Here is a 14,408-nt window from a genome sequence, read left to right as displayed (position 1 = left end):
GAGGGGCTGATTTTTGGCGAAACCTCGTGGCCGAGGGACGACGTAACCGCAGCCTTGCCCGGGCCTCAGGATAAGTTGAGGCGATGCTCGGACGTAAGTCAGACAAGGAATGCCGGGAAGCTCTGGTAAAGAATCGAGACGCCGGCCATCGCCGCACCGGCAACGGTGATCCAAGCCAGCCACCGATTGAGATCGTCCGTACCGGACCCTCTCGCAATCTTCAGCGCGCGCCAAGAGATCCAGCCCACAACAGTGAGCGCGGCGATGGTGATTACCAGGACCAACCACCGCGCGACAGCCGTTCCAGGGGAGAGGCTGGCCGCCACGTAGACTCCGAAGAAGTGCGCGGTCCATGCGAGAAAGCCGCCGAGGAGAAAACGCCAGGTGCTCACTACACGCCGCCCGGGAAGAAGCGCAGGAGCAGCGTGGTCGCGGCGCCTTGGGCTGCGGTGTAAAGGAGGAACAGGCACGTCACGTCGAACGTGGTGTTCAGGGGGCGAGTGACCAAGCCCCGGCTGGTTCGAGCGGCCAGGTAGCCGGCCATCAGAAGTACGATCGCAACGAGCTGCGCCTCGAGCGCCAGCATCGCATGCGAGAGTGCCCCTTGGGATGTCAGCTCCGGATCGATCCCTTGCGCGCGCCAACTGAACCAGTCGAGCAGTAGTGCTGCAAAGATGAACCCGCTCGCGAACAACACGGCGGCCGTTGGGCTCCACAGGGTGGATTTCTCCCGTGTGAGCAATCGCCAGCCGTATAGGACCAGCAGCGCCGCGGCACCGTACCCCGCGACGATCGGCACCGCCCACCATTGTCCGGTCGGGGCAGTCCAGTACTCCGGATGGATGCCGTAGACGAAGAGATAGCCGAACACTGCCATCACGAAGATCATGAAGCACACGACGAGCACGCAGATGATCGCCCACCAGCCGTGCGAGCTTGGTCCCGTGACATACGTGGGCAGGATGACGCCTGCTCCGACATCGACTTCGGCCTGCTTCGCAGGACGGTCCGTATCCCACAGCCAGCGCAGGATGGATATCGTGGCCAGCGGCAGGCAGATCACCGCTGGCATGTAGGCCTGCACTGTCATGAGCAGGAAGAAGCCGGCCGTGAACACCGCCGCGAGCAAGGGCCAGACCGACGGACCCATCATGATCGTGAGATATTGCGGTTCGGCGCGGATCGGGCTTGTGATCAGCGTCTCGCGCAGGCCCGTGGCGGAAAAGGGCAGCATGTAGCGGCCTTCTTCCACGTCCTTGCAGATGTTCGGGTCGTCCCACAGAGGCTGCCGGCTCCGCACCACGGGAATGCTGCGGGTGGAATAGAGCCCGGTAGGCAACCATTCGAGCGTGCCGCCACCGTAGGTGTTTCCTGCGTCGTCCTCGACCGTGAAGCGGAAGTTGCGCGCAAGATCGAGCAGGAACACCGCCACACCTGCGGCAAGGACAAACGCGCCGACAGTGGAAAGCAAGTTGGTCCACTCCCACTGCATTCCCGGCAGGTAGGTATAGACGCGGCGGGGCATGCCCATCAGGCCCGTCAGGTGCATGGGCAGGAAGGTGATGTGCATGCCAGCGAACATCAGCCAGAATGCCCACTTGCCCAGCCGCTCCGAAAGCGGACGGCTGCTCGTCATTCCCACCCAATGGTAGAACGCGGCAAACACTGGGAAAACCGCACCGCCGATCAGCACATAGTGCAGGTGAGCGACGATGAAATGGGTGTCGTGTACTTGCCAGTCGAACGGGACCATGGCGACCATCACGCCGGTCAATCCGCCCATGACGAACGTGACGAGACCGCCAATCACAAACAGTGTTGGCGTGTTGAACGTCGGCTTGCCCGTTGCCAGCGTGGCGATCCAGCTGAACACCTGGATGCCGGCGGGGATGCTCACCGCCATGCTAGCTGCCGAGAAGAACCCGACCGACAGCGTCGGCATACCTGTCGCGAACATATGGTGCGCCCAGACGCCGAAGCTGATGAACCCGGTGCCTAGCAAGGCCAACACGATCAGCTGATACCCGACAAGTTCCGTCTTCGAGAGACTGGCGACCATCATCGAAACCAGCCCGGCTGCGGGAAGGAAGATGATGTACACCTCGGGGTGGCCGAAGAACCAGAACATGTGCTGCCACAGCATCGGGTCGCCACCGCGCGTGGCATCGAAGAACGGCCAGTTCAGCGCGCGCTCGATCTCCAGTAACAGCGTCGCCAGGATGACGGCGGGAAAGGCGATCAGGATCATCGCCGCAAACACCAGCATGGCCCAGGCGAACAGTGGCATGCGCGCCAGCGTCATGCCCGGCGCGCGTGTCTTGAGGATGCCCACGAGGATCTCGATGGCGCCCGCGATCGCGGAGATCTCGATGAAGCCGATGCCGAGCAACCAGAAGTCGGCGTTGATCCCCGGCGAGTAGGTAGTGCTCGTCAGCGGGGGGTACATGAACCAGCCGCCGTTCGGTGCCAAGCCCACGAAAAGAGAGCAGAAGAAGCTCAGGCCGCCAACGAAGTAAGCCCAGAATGCATAAGCCGACAGCCGAGGAAAAGGTAGGTCGCGGGCCGCCAGCATCTGGGGCAGCAGCATGACGCCGAGTGCCTCCATCACGGGCACCGCGAACAGGAACATCATCACCGTGCCATGCATGGTGAAGAACTGATTGTAGGTTTCCTGCGGCAGCACTCCCAGCAGCGGCAACGACAACTGGGTGCGCACCGCCAGCGCCAGCAAGCCAGCCAGCAGGAAGAACAGGAACGCAGTCGCGACGTACCACAACCCGATATAGTTGTTGTTGACGACGGTGAGCCGCGCCCATCCCTTGGGTGCGGCCCAGATCCGCTCAAGTTCGTCGACTTCGCTTTGCGGCCGTGCCTCGGCCGTGGGGAAGCGATCGAAAAGTTGCGGGTCGAACCCCGTTTCCGACGTCACCGTTGCGCCTCGAGGTATGTGGCGAGCGCCATGAGCTGCTCGCTCGAGAGAAGCGTATAGGGGGGCATTCGATTGTTCGGCTTGATCGCTTGGCTGTTACCGATCCAGCCCATCAGCGTCCCCCGGTTGTTAGGCAGAATACCGGCACCCAGCGTGCGGCGGCTGCCCACGTGAGTCAGGTCTGGCCCGGCGACGCCGTTCGCATCGGTGCCGGCGATGCGATGGCACGCCGAGCAACCCGCCGTGTCGAACAGCCGCGCGCCTGCGGAGGTCGCGTCGACGGCGATTGCGGCTTTGGCAAGCCGCGCCTCCATCAGCCGCGTGAACTGCACTGGATCATGTGCGATCACCGTGAAGCCCATCAGCGCATGTGGTCCGCCACAGTATTCCGCACACTGGCCGCCGAATGTGCCCGGTGTATTCGCCTGGATACGCATCAGGTTGCGGCGGCCCGGTATCATGTCGAGCTTGCCCGAAAGGCGGGGCACCCAGAAGCTATGGATCACGTCCGCGGATTCGAGCTCAAGGACAACCGGCTGGCCGGCGGGAATGTGCAGCTCGTTCGCGTCCAGGATGATCTCCTGCCCCTGCGCGTTCAAGTACGCGACCCGCCACCACCACATTTCGCCGGTAATGCGGACCCGCATCTCGTCACCCCTGATGGGGTCCGACAGATGGTTGGTGAGCGACAGGCCGTAGACCAGCAGAGCGGTGAGGACGACGAGCGGGAAGGCCACTCCTCCCGCCCAGATCGCTGTCTTCCCGCCCACCTTGCGTTGCAGCTCTCGTCGCCCGAAAAGGGCGAGATAAAGCGCCACAAGCACCACCAGCAGCACCACTGCGGCCATGGCAAAGAGTATCCAGCTGAGCAGGCTGATCGATCCAGCGTAAGGACCTGCCGGATCCAGCACAGGCGGCGGCCAACCATTGAACATCTTATTCTCCGCCTTGTTTGTACAAGTAGGCGGCGATATCGCGCGCCTCGTCTTCTGTAACCGGCATTGCCGGCATGCCTGACCCTGGCACGAGTCTCGGCGCATTGCGGATGTAGGCCGCGAGGACATCCGGCCTATTCGGCAGCACGCCTGCGAGTAGCGCCCGCTCCGCGAGACCTTCCAGCTTGGGCCCGACCTTGCCTTTGGGCCAGCTTATGCCGGGTATGGTGTGGCATGCGCCGCATCCGGCGCTCTCGATCGCAATCTTGCCTTGGGCCGCGTTCGCTTGCGGCAGGAACTGGCGCTGATCGGGCGGCGCCTTGCAGGCGGCGATGCCAAGCATCAGCGGGAGCAACCCGACAGATGGGAACCAGCAGCTCCTTCTGGCAATTGCGCGCATGTGTTGATGCGTAGCCCCCTCCTTGCCGCCGCGACCCTCTTGGGTGCGCTGACCTCCGGTTGCACAGCTGTAGAGAGCAAATCGACGGATCGCCTGGCGCAGGACGGGCATCTGATCGCTCTGAGCGGTGCCAAGGCGGGAGCGGCCAACGCCTGTTTTACCTGTCACGGCATGGATGGTCGGGGCAATGGCGCCGGTGCGCCACGATTGGCTGCTCTCGACGCCGGCTATCTGGTTCGTCAGCTCGAGGCTTATTCCGACGGCAGGCGCGACCACGCGCAGATGGGATGGATCGCCAAGCGGCTGACGCCGACTGAGCGGCAGGCCGTCTCGCAGTACTACGCTCAGCTTCCATTCCCAGGCAACGGCGGGGCGCCAGAGGCGCGGCTCCCGCTTTACCATGAAGGCGACGCCTCGCGCGGCCTTGCGGCCTGTTCCACCTGCCATGGCGATCAAGGACAGGGAATCGGTCCGGCCAACCCGCCACTCGCCGGACAGCCCGGCGGGTACCTTGCCGAGCAGCTCGAGCTCTGGCGAGCGGGGCGCCGGAGAAACGATTCTGGCGACGTGATGTTGAGAGTCAGCCAGCTTCTGACTCCTTCGGAAGGTCGGGCGCTTGGCGCTTATGCCTCCGCGTTGCCCGGTCGTCCTCCCAATCGGGAATCTCCGGCAGCATCCCGCGAAGGACATCGTGGCGGTCCCAGAAGTGGTGCTTCAGGGCCGCCCCTGCATGTGCCGGAATCAGCAAGAGCAGCAAAACGATAGAGCCGATGTGCACATCCTCGGCGAGATCGAGGATAACGAATTGTCGTTCCAAGGGCATTTCGCCAAGAGGGATCTGCGGCCAGGGAATGATGCCGCCAAGATAGAGCGGCCCCGGCGCCGCGATCGAGGACCACATGATCCAGCCGGATAGCGGGAGAGTGAAGAAGGTCACGTAGAACAGGAAAGCGGTTCCGTGAGCGATCTTCGTCTGAAGGCCCTGTGTATCGGCATCGTTGTAAGGATCATCGATCAGCATCCGCCACACGATCCGCCCCATCGCCAGCAACAGGATGGGAAGGCCCGCGGCGCTGTGGATCTGATAGGCATGCACCTTGTCGCCGCCCGGCATCATCCAGTCGGTCCAGAACCCCCACCCGATCTGGAACAGGATCAAGCCCGCCATGACCCAGTGGAACACGATGCCAACCGGCGTGTAGCGCCCCCGGTTGGTATAACTTCTGCCCCAAGCCTGCAGTCGCGCAATCATGCTGCGATTCGGCCTTCCTCATGTTTCAGGAAGCGGCTCATCACGAACAGCGCGGCTCCCAGATACAGCGCTGCAGAGGGAGCCCACATGATCAGGCCGGCGAGTTGCTGATCCTCCAGCGGGCTCATGTTCCAGGCGGCGGTCGTAAAGTAGTGCGGCTCATAAAGCGGGACCCCTGCGAAGGTGATCAGCGCGCCCAGCAGGCCCATCAGCACGGTTGCGGCCAGCAGCGCCGCAATGGCCGCCGGACTGCTGGCGCGGCGCACCGCCGCCCAGAAGCCGACCGCTGTTCCCAGGAGAGTGATTTGCATGCTCCAGTAGACAAGGTCGCTGGAGAGAGCTGCTGCATAGAAACCCGGTGCATGCCACAACCAGAACGTCAGCGCCTGAATGCCTGTCCAAACCGCAAGAGAGCCCGGCAAGCATGTTCGCCAGGCTGGCAGCGCGGCAACAAGCGCAGGCGCGACCATTGCCGTAAGCAGGACGTGATGCGTCACCCGCGCAGAGAACAGGGCGGAAGTCAGTGCGCAGAACGGGGATACAAATAAGATCAACGCCAGCGCGGCTGCACCGCAGAGAAACTGGCGTCCGCGCGAGTCGACCGACAACCGCCATATCAACGCGAAGATGCCAGCCATTCCGACAAGGAGGAGGGGATCGAAGTTCCAGCGGGCGAGGAGTTCGTCAGGCGTCGGACTTGCGCCGCAGTAAGGAACCCATAGGCGTGCTGCCGTGGTCGTCATGGACGGATGCTGAGTAGCCGTTGAGCTGCGAGACCTGCTCGCAGGCGTCCGAGTGGCCGGGTTCGCTCGCTCTGCACAGGGAGTTGCAACCGCGGTTCCACTGCGCCCGCAGCGCGCCAAACAGGCGCGAGAGGAAGCACCACGGCGAAATGCGCCTTTCCTCTACCAACGCGGCCTGTCCCAACCGGTAGTCTGTTCACGAACACGCCCCTCCCTGGCGGCCTTGCCGCACCAACGCCTCGCTACTGCTGCCATGATGCAGCAGCAGTCTACAACCTCACAATCACCGGTCAGCAACGCACAAGCACGCGGTTTGCTGCACAGCCTGTACCGGCTCCTTCAGGATGGTACTTTGTGCAAGCTCGGGCCGGCTAAATGCTTTCTCATGAGAGGCTCCGCCCGATGATGGAGAGTGCGATTTGAATCCTGGCCGGTGCGGATAGACACGTTCAATCGCGTCTGAGCTGTTGGCGTTCGGGCCCCAAGCGGAGTCCCACGCCGCATTGCTCAGCTGGTGTTGGCTACACGTTGCTCTCACAGGTGGCTTGATTTATTCGGACGCGTAGCGAAGTCCGTATTGGCGCCGCTGCCCGGATGTGCCGAGTTCGCCTCCCTCGGAGATCGAGATCCTGATGATCAACAGCACCCGAGAGCCGGATGGCAGCGCTGGAGGCGAGGGCTTCGATCTCGTCGGAGCGCAAATGCTCGCAGGTTTCCCGCAGCTATGCGCCACGTTGGGTGCGACGCCAGAAGATCTGCTCAGCGCGGTCGGCATTCCTTGCGGCACGCAGAGACCAGCACGTGTGACCTACAGGCAGTTCGTTGATCTACTGGCGAGTGCCTCGAACCGACTGGGCTGCCTGGATTTCGGCATGCGCCTGGCGATCCATCAGGCTGGCACCGACCTGTACGGTCCGCTTGGAACGATCATGCGTAGTGCGCGAACTTTCGGAGAAGCGCTGCAGTACGTCGTTGAGCTTGCCCATGTTCACAGCCCTGCAGCGCGCATCACCCGCCATGCCATCCCCGGACGAGAGGGGATCGTGTTCTCGCATGAGATCATCGTAGGGGATTTCGCCCAGCAGGAGCAGGCGATGGAGCATATTCTGCTGGCAGGACACCTGGGCGCCATGGTCTTGACCAGCGGACGGAGCCGAGGCCGCCAGATCCTCCTGCGCCATCGCCCGGTATCATCTCCGGCCGTTTATCGCCGCAACTTTGGCTGCGAAGTGCTGTTCGATCAGCCTGTCGACGGTATCGTCTTCAGCAAGCAGGATCTTGCGAACACGATCGTTGGGCAAGATCGGAGCGTGGCTTCAAAGGCCATCGCGAACGTCTTAGCCCATTGGCCTGTTCAGGCGCCTCCGATCGAGGCGGCCACGCGTGCGGCAATCCTGCGGTTGATACCGGTAGGTCTTGCAACGAACACGCATGTGGCGGCCGAACTGGGGATGAACACGAGGGCGCTCCACCGCCGTCTTCGTGAGAGCGGTACGACCTTCCAGAAGATCAAGGACCAGGTCCGGTGCGAACTGGTGCGCTACTACGTCCGGCACACGGAACTCAGCTTCCTGTGGATCACCGGCAAGCTCGACTTCGCCGAGCAAGCGGTCTTCACCCGTTTCTGCCGCCGCCATCTGGGCGTCTCACCAACAGAGTTACGGGCGCAAGCGGCGGGACGGTGAGGGGCATGATGCCACCTGCCGCGGATGTTCTGTCCAGATTGGTCAAGCGCCGATGGCAGTTTGGTTATAGGGTCTGCCCAAACGCTCACAAGCTAGCGAGAGGAGAGGCAATGGAACCCGCATTACAGGCACTACTTCACCGTGAAGCTATCCGCAGCTGCGTGGTTCGTCTCGCGCGGGGTGAGGACAGGCGGGATGCGGAGCTCATCCGCTCTTGCTGGTGGCCGGATGCGAGGTTCGACTATGGCGTGCATGCTGGGGATTTCGAGACCTATCTCGCCTGGGTCGTGCCGGGCGCCGACGCCATCAAGAACACGCAGCACGTGCTGGGCCAAACCTACTTGAAGTTGTCGGGCGATAGTGCGCGGGCGGAGACGCAAGTGATCTCCTATCACCGGGTCGCCATGGGCGAGGGGGACCGGGACACCTGCATTGGCGGACGTTATCTCGATCGGTTCGAGAAGCGCGGCGAGGAGTGGCGCATCGCAGATCGGGTCATGCTTTACGACTGGGAGCAGGAATGGGGCGCTGCGGCTGACTGGTCGAAGGGAGTGATGGGCTATCCCTTCTCCGCCGAGCATTTCCCCGGGCGCGCAAAGGGCGACTACAGCGAGCGCTGGTTCGCCGGCCAGCAAGCATGACCGGGCCTCTCGCTGGCAAAGTCGCAGTTGTTACGGGCGCTAGCCGCGGCATCGGCAAAGGCATCGCACTCGTCCTCGCCGAACAGGGCGCGACGGTTTACGTGACCGGCCGCACTGTCAGGGAAGAGGACTACTACCTTCCCGGCACAGTAGGCGCCACCGCAGCGGAGTGCTGCCAACGCGGCGAGCAAGGCGGCGGCAAGGGGATCGCGGTCGCTTGCGACCATGGAGACGATGCGGCGGTTGCTGCACTGTTCGCGCAAGTGAAGGCGGAGCAAGGGCGGCTCGACGTCCTGGTCAACAACGCCTTCACTCTATCGGACGACCTGCTGGAGCCCAGAAGGTTTTGGGAAAAGCCGCTCTCCAACCTCGAGATGTGGAATGTTGGCGTAAAGTCCAACTATGTTGCGGCTTGGCACGCGGCACAACTGATGGTGCCTCAGAAGTCCGGGTTGATTGTCGCAATCTCGGGCTTTGCTGCAGTCACTTACACGTACGGCGTGGTGTTCGGCACTTCGAAATCCGCTGTCGACCGTATGGCGCGGGACATGGCGATCGAACTTGAACCGCACGGGGTGGCAAGCCTTGCGATCTGGCAGGGGCTGACGCTGACCGAGAAGGCCAAGGACAATCTGGCCAAGATGGGCGACAAGATGACCAGCTCCATCACGTCGATGCACGGCAGCAGCGTCGAGCATCCGGGTCGGGTGATCGCGGCGCTGGCCACTGATGTCGACATCATGAAGCGCTCGGGCGGCGAGTTCATCACGGCCGAGCTGGCGCGGGAATATGGGCTAACGGATGCAGACGGCTCTGTGATCGAGTCCGCGCGTGCGACGCGGGGCTCGCCCGTCTGGAAGCCAATCTCGGAGGTGGATTATCGTGGCAAGTGACCCGACCGCAAGCCGTGAGGCGCGGCTGGAAGCGCTGCTCGATAAGCAGGACATCCTGGAGTGTCTCGCGCGCTTCTCGCGTGGCATGGATCGGTTCGACCGCGAGATCTATCTTTCGGCTTTCTGGCCGGATGCGGAGATGGCAGCCGGCCCCTTTGTGGGCAGCGCGGCGGACTGCTGGGACTGGGCAATCCCGATGCACGAGCAGGGGCAGGTCCTGACCCACCATGCCTTGTTGCAGACGACCATCGATCTTGATTGCGATACAGCGCACAGCGAGACTTACTATCAGTTCGTCGGCCGTAATCGCGACGAGAGTCTCTGGATTGCCGGGGGGCGCTACATCGATCGACTTCAGAGACGCGGCGGGGAATGGCGGATCGCGCTTCGTACGAACGTCATCGAATGGGGCTGCCTGCCACCGCCGATGCCCATCCCCTTTGCGGACGTACCAGACATCGAAGTGAACGGTGTCTCCTCACGCAGCAAGAAAGATCCGTCGTACCAGCGGCCGCTGATCAACCGGCGGGCGCCGGCCAACCCAGGGAAGGAATGAGATGGGCGCTCTTGCCGGAAAAGTCGCGCTCGTCACCGGGGCAAGCCGCGGGATCGGTAAAGGCACGGCCTGCGCGCTCGCGGAGCAAGGCGCGACAGTCTATGTCACCGGCCGCACAGTCGCCCCAGGCGGCCATACGCTTCCGGGCACCTTGGCCGAAACAGTCGCGGAGGTGAATGCGCGTGGCGGCATGGGTATCGCTGCACAGATGGACCTTGCCGATGATGCGCAGATCGCCGCTGTGTTCAAGCGGATCAAGGCTGAGCAGGGTCGGCTCGATGTGCTGGTCAACAACGCCATGGCTATCCCGGACGCCATGACCCAGCGCGTGGGCTTCTGGGAAAAGCCGCTGGACGAATGGGAAATCTGGGACACCGGCATGCGCGCGGCCTTCATCTGCGCATGGCACGCCGCGCAGATCATGGTGCCGCAAGGCTCCGGCCTTATCGCCGCACTCTCGGGTTATGTCGGGGTAACTTATACCTATGACGTGATCTTTGGCACCACCAAGACAGCCACCGACCGCATGATGCGCGACATTGGTTACGAACTCGCCGGAACCGGCGTCACGGCGCTCTCACTGTGGCAGGGCTTCACGTACACCGAGCGAGCGGTGGAGAACCTGAAGTCCGCACCGGGCATGGCGCAGCAGCTTAATAGTGCGGTGGGTTCCTCGCCTGAGTTCCCGGGACGGGTGATCGCCGCGCTGGCGAGCGACCCCAACGTGGGCGCGCGGTCAGGCGGCACCTTTATCAACGCCGAGCTCGCGGCTGAGTATGGCCTCACAGACAAGGACGGGCGCACGATCCCATCGCTACGTGAAAGCCGTGGCGCACCGCTTTGGGGCCCCGGTGTGACGACCTGGAGAGGCGAATGAATCCGTTGCGCTTCGATGATCGAGTTGTCGTTATCACAGGCGGCGCACGCGGGCTTGGTCGCGCTTACGCCGAATTGCTGGGGCCGCTAGGCGCCAAGCTCGTCATCAACGACAACGGCAGCGCACTTAGCGGTGCGGGCAGCGATGTCGGTGTGGCAGTGGAAGCGGCGGCTGCTCTACGCTCCTCCGGGTTCGAGGCGGTCGCGTCTACTGATAGTGTAGCGACGCCCGAAGGCGGCAAAGCGATCATCGAATGCGCGCTCGACACGTTCGGGCGGATCGACGTGCTGAGTTACAACGCTGATGTAGGCGGTGCCCATCAGCTTTAGTCTGTCCTCGATCGAGCAAATCAAATTCTTGCGGTGGTTGGCGCTGCCATTCGGATCGCTCGGGCTTGTCGTCAGCGTATACTTGGTCGAGATCACAATTCAATGGCGCCGGCCTATCACCAGCTCACCGAGCAGAATCTCCGAACCGCTCATCTGACCATAGAAGTCAGTCGTATCGATGAAGTTGCCGCCGCAATCGAGGTACGTATCAATCATCTCGCGGGCGTCGCCGCTGCCCCTAGGAGCCCGCGCCAACACGGTACGTCATTGTACCCGACGCCAGCGGAGAAACACGCAGACCTGATCGGCCCAGCAAACGATAGTCATCGAGTTGCATCGCCATCCATCTTCCTTCGCGAATTTGATGTTTTGTCGCCGGTGCGGTCGCCTGCACTGCATTGTTCCCGTCGCGGTTCCAGAGCAAAGCCGCTCGCGTTGCACACAGATGAATTGTGATGCGACTGTCTACGCAGTCGCCGAAGAATAGCGACTACGTAACGCTGTTCGCGCCTTCAAATATCAGCCGAAACGCCACTTGTCTGTGCAGGTAACGCTTTCGGGCAATTGCCCTTACCGTCGCAGGCAAAGACTTGCTAGTGAGTTGGAGTAACCTGGCTCCATAACAAAGTACCTGCCACTGTTGTGATGATTTCTTGCTCTCGTCACGCGCACGGCAGGTGCCTTATTCGGGAGGACGAGGGGTGAAGAAGTCAGCTTTGCTGAAGGCAGCTGTGTCGCTGCTGGCGTGGCACATCACGACTCCCGCTTCCGCGCAGGAGGCACCCGCTACCAGAGCGTTCGTCAGCCCAAGCGACATCGTCGTCACGGCGCGGAGGCGGCAGGAATCGATCCTCGAAGTACCCGTGATCGAGACGGTTCTGAGCGCCGACGTGATCAGCCGCAATCAGATCACCGATGTCTCGGGCATCGCGAGGCAGGTGCCCGGCCTCCAGATCGGCGGCAATGTCCTTACCGTGGGCACGCAAGTGTCGCTGCGCGGGGTCGGCACCAGTTCGCTCGACGCCGGCGTCGATCAGTCGGTGTCGATCAACATCGACGGTCTGCAGCTCACCCAGGGTGCCAGCTATAACGTCGGCCTCTTCGACATGACTCAGGTCGAAGTACTCAAAGGGCCGCAGGCGTTGTTTTTCGGCAAGAACAGCCCGGGCGGCGTCATCGCCATTCAGACTGCCGACCCTGGCGACGAGACCGAGCTGATCGCGCGTGCTCTCTACGGTTTTCAAGCCAGAGAAAAGCGCGGTGAACTGATCTACTCGCTACCGATCAGCGATACCGTTGGTGTGCGGATTGCCGGTATGTACTCGGAGGACGACGGTTACTTTATCAATCGCGCGGTTGCGGCACCCGGCCTTGGCGGCAGAACGCCCACGACCACTCGCTATAATGGCGGCAAGGAGTACATCCTTCGTGGCACCCTGCTGTGGGAGCCTACCGACGATGTGCGCGTCCGGCTCAAAATCAACAATACCCGCAAGCGCATCATCGGCGGCGGAGCTCCGCTCGGCAGCTGTCCCGACGGTGTCGCCTCCCCGATCGGCATTCCCTTCATCGACCCGAGGGAAGACTGCGCCGTGGACCGGCTGTCCTACATCGTAGACCTCGACACAGCGGCCTTTCCCGAAGCGCGCAACGGCGGCGTTCCGTTCATGCGCTATCTGACGACTTTCGGGACTTTGCAGGTGGACTACATGGTCGCACCGAGCCTCACGCTCACGTCGACGACCGGTTTCTTCAACCATGAGGTGGATGGTCTGCTCAACGGTGTGAACTCCGGACCTGCAGGGCCTTCGCTCCTGTCCGATAACCAGTTCCACCGTCGCGACTATACACAAGAGTTCCGCCTTGAATCGGATTTCCCGGACTCGCCGATCGATTTCCTACTCGGTGGCTTCTATCAGGACGGGCAAGTGAGCAACCGCATCTACGTTGGTGGTAACCGGGCGCTGGGGCTGCCACGATTCCTTACCGGCGGCGTTAACGACGTCAGCATAGATGTCTTGTCGGCCTTCGGGCAGCTGCGGTGGCATCCTTCGCAGATCATCGAATTGGCCGCTGGTGTTCGCTACACTGACGAGAAGCGGCACGACGATGCTTCGTCCATCACCAGCTTCGGCTCGGCGACTACGCCGACTCCGATCCTGCGGCCCGATCTGCGCTCCAAGAACTGGTCGCCGGAGTTGACCCTCACTTATACGGCAAACGAAGACCTCACGATCTTCGGCGCGCTCAAGCAGGGCTACAAGTCTGGCTCTTACGTCATGACCTTGGCGGCCGTGCCGAACAGCGACAATTCCTTTGGTGACGAGCGCGTGCGGGGCGGGGAGGTCGGCGTGAAGGCGCGCCTCGCTGATCGAGCTCTCATCGTGAACGGGGCGTTCTACTACTACAAGTACAGCGACCTGCAGGTGGGCGCCAACGAACAGGCGGCGAACGGTATCCCGGTGGTGCGCACCATCAACGCCGCCTCATCCAAGGTCTACGGTATCGATTTCGATATGAGCTATGCGCCACCAACCATCGACGGGCTTACCGCTCGGCTGGCGGTCAACTGGAACCGCGCGCGCTTCACCGGGTTCGACAACGCTCCGTGCTACGGTGGGCAGCGCATAGCCGATGGCTGCAATCGCGATCCTCTCCCGCTGGCACCGGGGGTCCCGATCACTCCAACAACGAAGCAGTTCGCCGGACAGGACCTGTCAGGGGCGCCGCTACCCAAGGCGGCCGAGTGGACGCTGACCGGCGGCGTGGACTACGAAATGCCTGTAGGCGAGGCGATGCGGTTGGACCTGGGCGTCAATGCGCTGTATTCGTCCAAGTTCCTGCGCGGTCTCGGGCGCTTCGACGGAATTCCCGGACTGACGCAGCCAAGCTACGCCAAGATCAACGCGAACATCAGCTTCGGTCCCGATGACGACGCCTGGCGCTTGTCGTTGATCGGCAACAATCTTACCAACAGGTACGTCGCGGCAAATTGCACCACTTTCAGCGCGGCGACGGGGCAAGTTCTGCTGCCGACGCTCTCGGGCGCACAGGTCCGCAATGCTGCCGGGACGGACGAACTCGCCTGTATTCCCGAGCGCGGCCGCGAAGTGTTCGTCCGGCTTTCGGCGAGGTTCGCCGGCTTCTAGGCGCGCGTAGCTGCTCACC

General features: G+C 62.5%; 14 protein-coding genes and 1 pseudogene. 8 read left to right on the top strand and 7 right to left on the bottom strand.

The features are described from left to right. Window positions 1-98 precede the first annotated feature (98 nt). The 4 genes from ABUH87_RS14485 to ABUH87_RS14470 are packed head-to-tail and all read right to left on the bottom strand — an operon-like array spanning window position 99 to window position 4,207. Entirely contained in the window at window positions 99-392 is a 294-nt protein-coding gene (locus tag ABUH87_RS14485) for a hypothetical protein (RefSeq protein WP_367774759.1), read from the bottom strand. Beyond that, window positions 392-2,929 carry a cbb3-type cytochrome c oxidase subunit I gene (locus ABUH87_RS14480; protein ID WP_367774758.1) on the bottom strand — a complete coding sequence of 846 codons (2,538 nt, stop codon included), beginning with the start codon at window positions 2,927-2,929 and terminating at the stop codon, window positions 392-394. The genes ABUH87_RS14485 and ABUH87_RS14480 overlap by 1 nt, the downstream gene beginning before the upstream one ends. Next, window positions 2,926-3,864, bottom strand: coding sequence for a cytochrome c oxidase subunit II (gene coxB, locus ABUH87_RS14475; RefSeq protein WP_367774757.1), 939 nt, complete (start codon window positions 3,862-3,864; stop codon window positions 2,926-2,928). The genes ABUH87_RS14480 and coxB overlap by 4 nt, the downstream gene beginning before the upstream one ends. 1 nt (window position 3,865) lies before the next feature. Continuing rightward, window positions 3,866-4,207 carry a c-type cytochrome gene (locus tag ABUH87_RS14470; protein WP_367774755.1) on the bottom strand — a complete coding sequence of 114 codons (342 nt, stop codon included), beginning with the start codon at window positions 4,205-4,207 and terminating at the stop codon, window positions 3,866-3,868. Between the two features lie 63 nt (window positions 4,208-4,270). Here ABUH87_RS14470 and ABUH87_RS14465 point away from each other — a divergent pair. Then, a pseudogene (locus tag ABUH87_RS14465) lies at window positions 4,271-4,768 on the top strand (c-type cytochrome); the annotation flags it as partial. 76 nt (window positions 4,769-4,844) lie between these two features. Here ABUH87_RS14465 and ABUH87_RS14460 read toward each other — a convergent pair. Both ABUH87_RS14460 and ABUH87_RS14455 read right to left on the bottom strand, forming a co-directional pair. After that, a complete protein-coding gene (locus ABUH87_RS14460) occupies window positions 4,845-5,516 on the bottom strand; it encodes a cytochrome b (protein ID WP_367774753.1) in 672 nt (223 codons plus the stop codon). After that, window positions 5,513-6,259, bottom strand: a complete 747-nt coding sequence (locus ABUH87_RS14455) for a cytochrome c oxidase assembly protein (protein WP_367774752.1) — start codon at window positions 6,257-6,259, stop codon at window positions 5,513-5,515. Before ABUH87_RS14455 ends, ABUH87_RS14460 begins: the two co-directional genes overlap by 4 nt. 632 nt (window positions 6,260-6,891) lie before the next feature. On the opposite strand from ABUH87_RS14455, the gene ABUH87_RS14450 reads away from it, so the two are divergent. The 6 genes from ABUH87_RS14450 to ABUH87_RS14425 all read left to right on the top strand — a co-directional run bounded on the left by ABUH87_RS14450 (window position 6,892) and on the right by ABUH87_RS14425 (window position 11,240). Then, entirely contained in the window at window positions 6,892-7,944 is a 1,053-nt protein-coding gene (locus tag ABUH87_RS14450) for an AraC family transcriptional regulator (protein WP_367774751.1), read from the top strand. Between the two features lie 110 nt (window positions 7,945-8,054). Then, window positions 8,055-8,585, top strand: coding sequence for a nuclear transport factor 2 family protein (locus ABUH87_RS14445; protein WP_367774750.1), 531 nt, complete (start codon window positions 8,055-8,057; stop codon window positions 8,583-8,585). Beyond that, window positions 8,582-9,478, top strand: coding sequence for an SDR family NAD(P)-dependent oxidoreductase (locus ABUH87_RS14440; RefSeq protein ID WP_367774749.1), 897 nt, complete (start codon window positions 8,582-8,584; stop codon window positions 9,476-9,478). Before ABUH87_RS14445 ends, ABUH87_RS14440 begins: the two co-directional genes overlap by 4 nt. Then, window positions 9,468-10,034, top strand: a complete 567-nt coding sequence (locus tag ABUH87_RS14435) for a nuclear transport factor 2 family protein (protein ID WP_367774748.1) — start codon at window positions 9,468-9,470, stop codon at window positions 10,032-10,034. The genes ABUH87_RS14440 and ABUH87_RS14435 overlap by 11 nt, the downstream gene beginning before the upstream one ends. Before the next feature lies 1 nt (window position 10,035). After that, window positions 10,036-10,911 carry an SDR family NAD(P)-dependent oxidoreductase gene (locus tag ABUH87_RS14430; RefSeq protein WP_367774747.1) on the top strand — a complete coding sequence of 292 codons (876 nt, stop codon included), beginning with the start codon at window positions 10,036-10,038 and terminating at the stop codon, window positions 10,909-10,911. Next, window positions 10,908-11,240 (top strand): SDR family NAD(P)-dependent oxidoreductase, encoded by a 333-nt coding sequence (locus tag ABUH87_RS14425; protein WP_367774746.1) that lies wholly within the window; start codon window positions 10,908-10,910, stop codon window positions 11,238-11,240. The genes ABUH87_RS14430 and ABUH87_RS14425 overlap by 4 nt, the downstream gene beginning before the upstream one ends. 99 nt (window positions 11,241-11,339) lie before the next feature. Here the strand turns inward: ABUH87_RS14425 and ABUH87_RS14420 are convergent, their stop codons facing one another. Beyond that, on the bottom strand, window positions 11,340-11,456 hold the full coding sequence (locus ABUH87_RS14420; RefSeq protein ID WP_367774745.1) for an aldo/keto reductase: 117 nt from the start codon (window positions 11,454-11,456) through the stop codon (window positions 11,340-11,342). 485 nt (window positions 11,457-11,941) lie between these two features. Between ABUH87_RS14420 and ABUH87_RS14415 the strand changes: the two genes are divergently transcribed. Then, window positions 11,942-14,389, top strand: a complete 2,448-nt coding sequence (locus ABUH87_RS14415) for a TonB-dependent receptor (RefSeq protein WP_367774744.1) — start codon at window positions 11,942-11,944, stop codon at window positions 14,387-14,389. The last annotated feature ends 19 nt before the right edge of the window (window positions 14,390-14,408 follow it).

It is taken from the genome of Novosphingobium rhizovicinum, assembly GCF_040813635.1.
GTDB classification, from domain to species: Bacteria; Pseudomonadota; Alphaproteobacteria; order Sphingomonadales; family Sphingomonadaceae; genus Novosphingobium; species Novosphingobium rhizovicinum.
Note: the sequence above shows the minus strand (reverse complement) of the source record. Positions and strands in the feature narration are given on the sequence as shown.

Bases quoted from the DNA above. Each gene is read 5' to 3' on its own strand.
- ABUH87_RS14425 (WP_367774746.1), top strand. From the start codon at position 10,908: ATGAATCCGTTGCGCTTCGATGATCGAGTTGTCGTTATCACAGGCGGC.
- ABUH87_RS14430 (WP_367774747.1), top strand. From the start codon at position 10,036: ATGGGCGCTCTTGCCGGAAAAGTCGCGCTCGTCACCGGGGCAAGCCGC.
- ABUH87_RS14470 (WP_367774755.1), bottom strand. From the start codon at position 4,207: ATGCTTGGCATCGCCGCCTGCAAGGCGCCGCCCGATCAGCGCCAGTTC.
- ABUH87_RS14440 (WP_367774749.1), top strand. From the start codon at position 8,582: ATGACCGGGCCTCTCGCTGGCAAAGTCGCAGTTGTTACGGGCGCTAGC.
- ABUH87_RS14450 (WP_367774751.1), top strand. From the start codon at position 6,892: ATGATCAACAGCACCCGAGAGCCGGATGGCAGCGCTGGAGGCGAGGGC.
- ABUH87_RS14460 (WP_367774753.1), bottom strand. From the start codon at position 5,516: ATGATTGCGCGACTGCAGGCTTGGGGCAGAAGTTATACCAACCGGGGG.
- ABUH87_RS14455 (WP_367774752.1), bottom strand. From the start codon at position 6,259: ATGACGACCACGGCAGCACGCCTATGGGTTCCTTACTGCGGCGCAAGT.
- ABUH87_RS14445 (WP_367774750.1), top strand. From the start codon at position 8,055: ATGGAACCCGCATTACAGGCACTACTTCACCGTGAAGCTATCCGCAGC.
- ABUH87_RS14420 (WP_367774745.1), bottom strand. From the start codon at position 11,456: ATGATTGATACGTACCTCGATTGCGGCGGCAACTTCATCGATACGACT.
- coxB (WP_367774757.1), bottom strand. From the start codon at position 3,864: ATGTTCAATGGTTGGCCGCCGCCTGTGCTGGATCCGGCAGGTCCTTAC.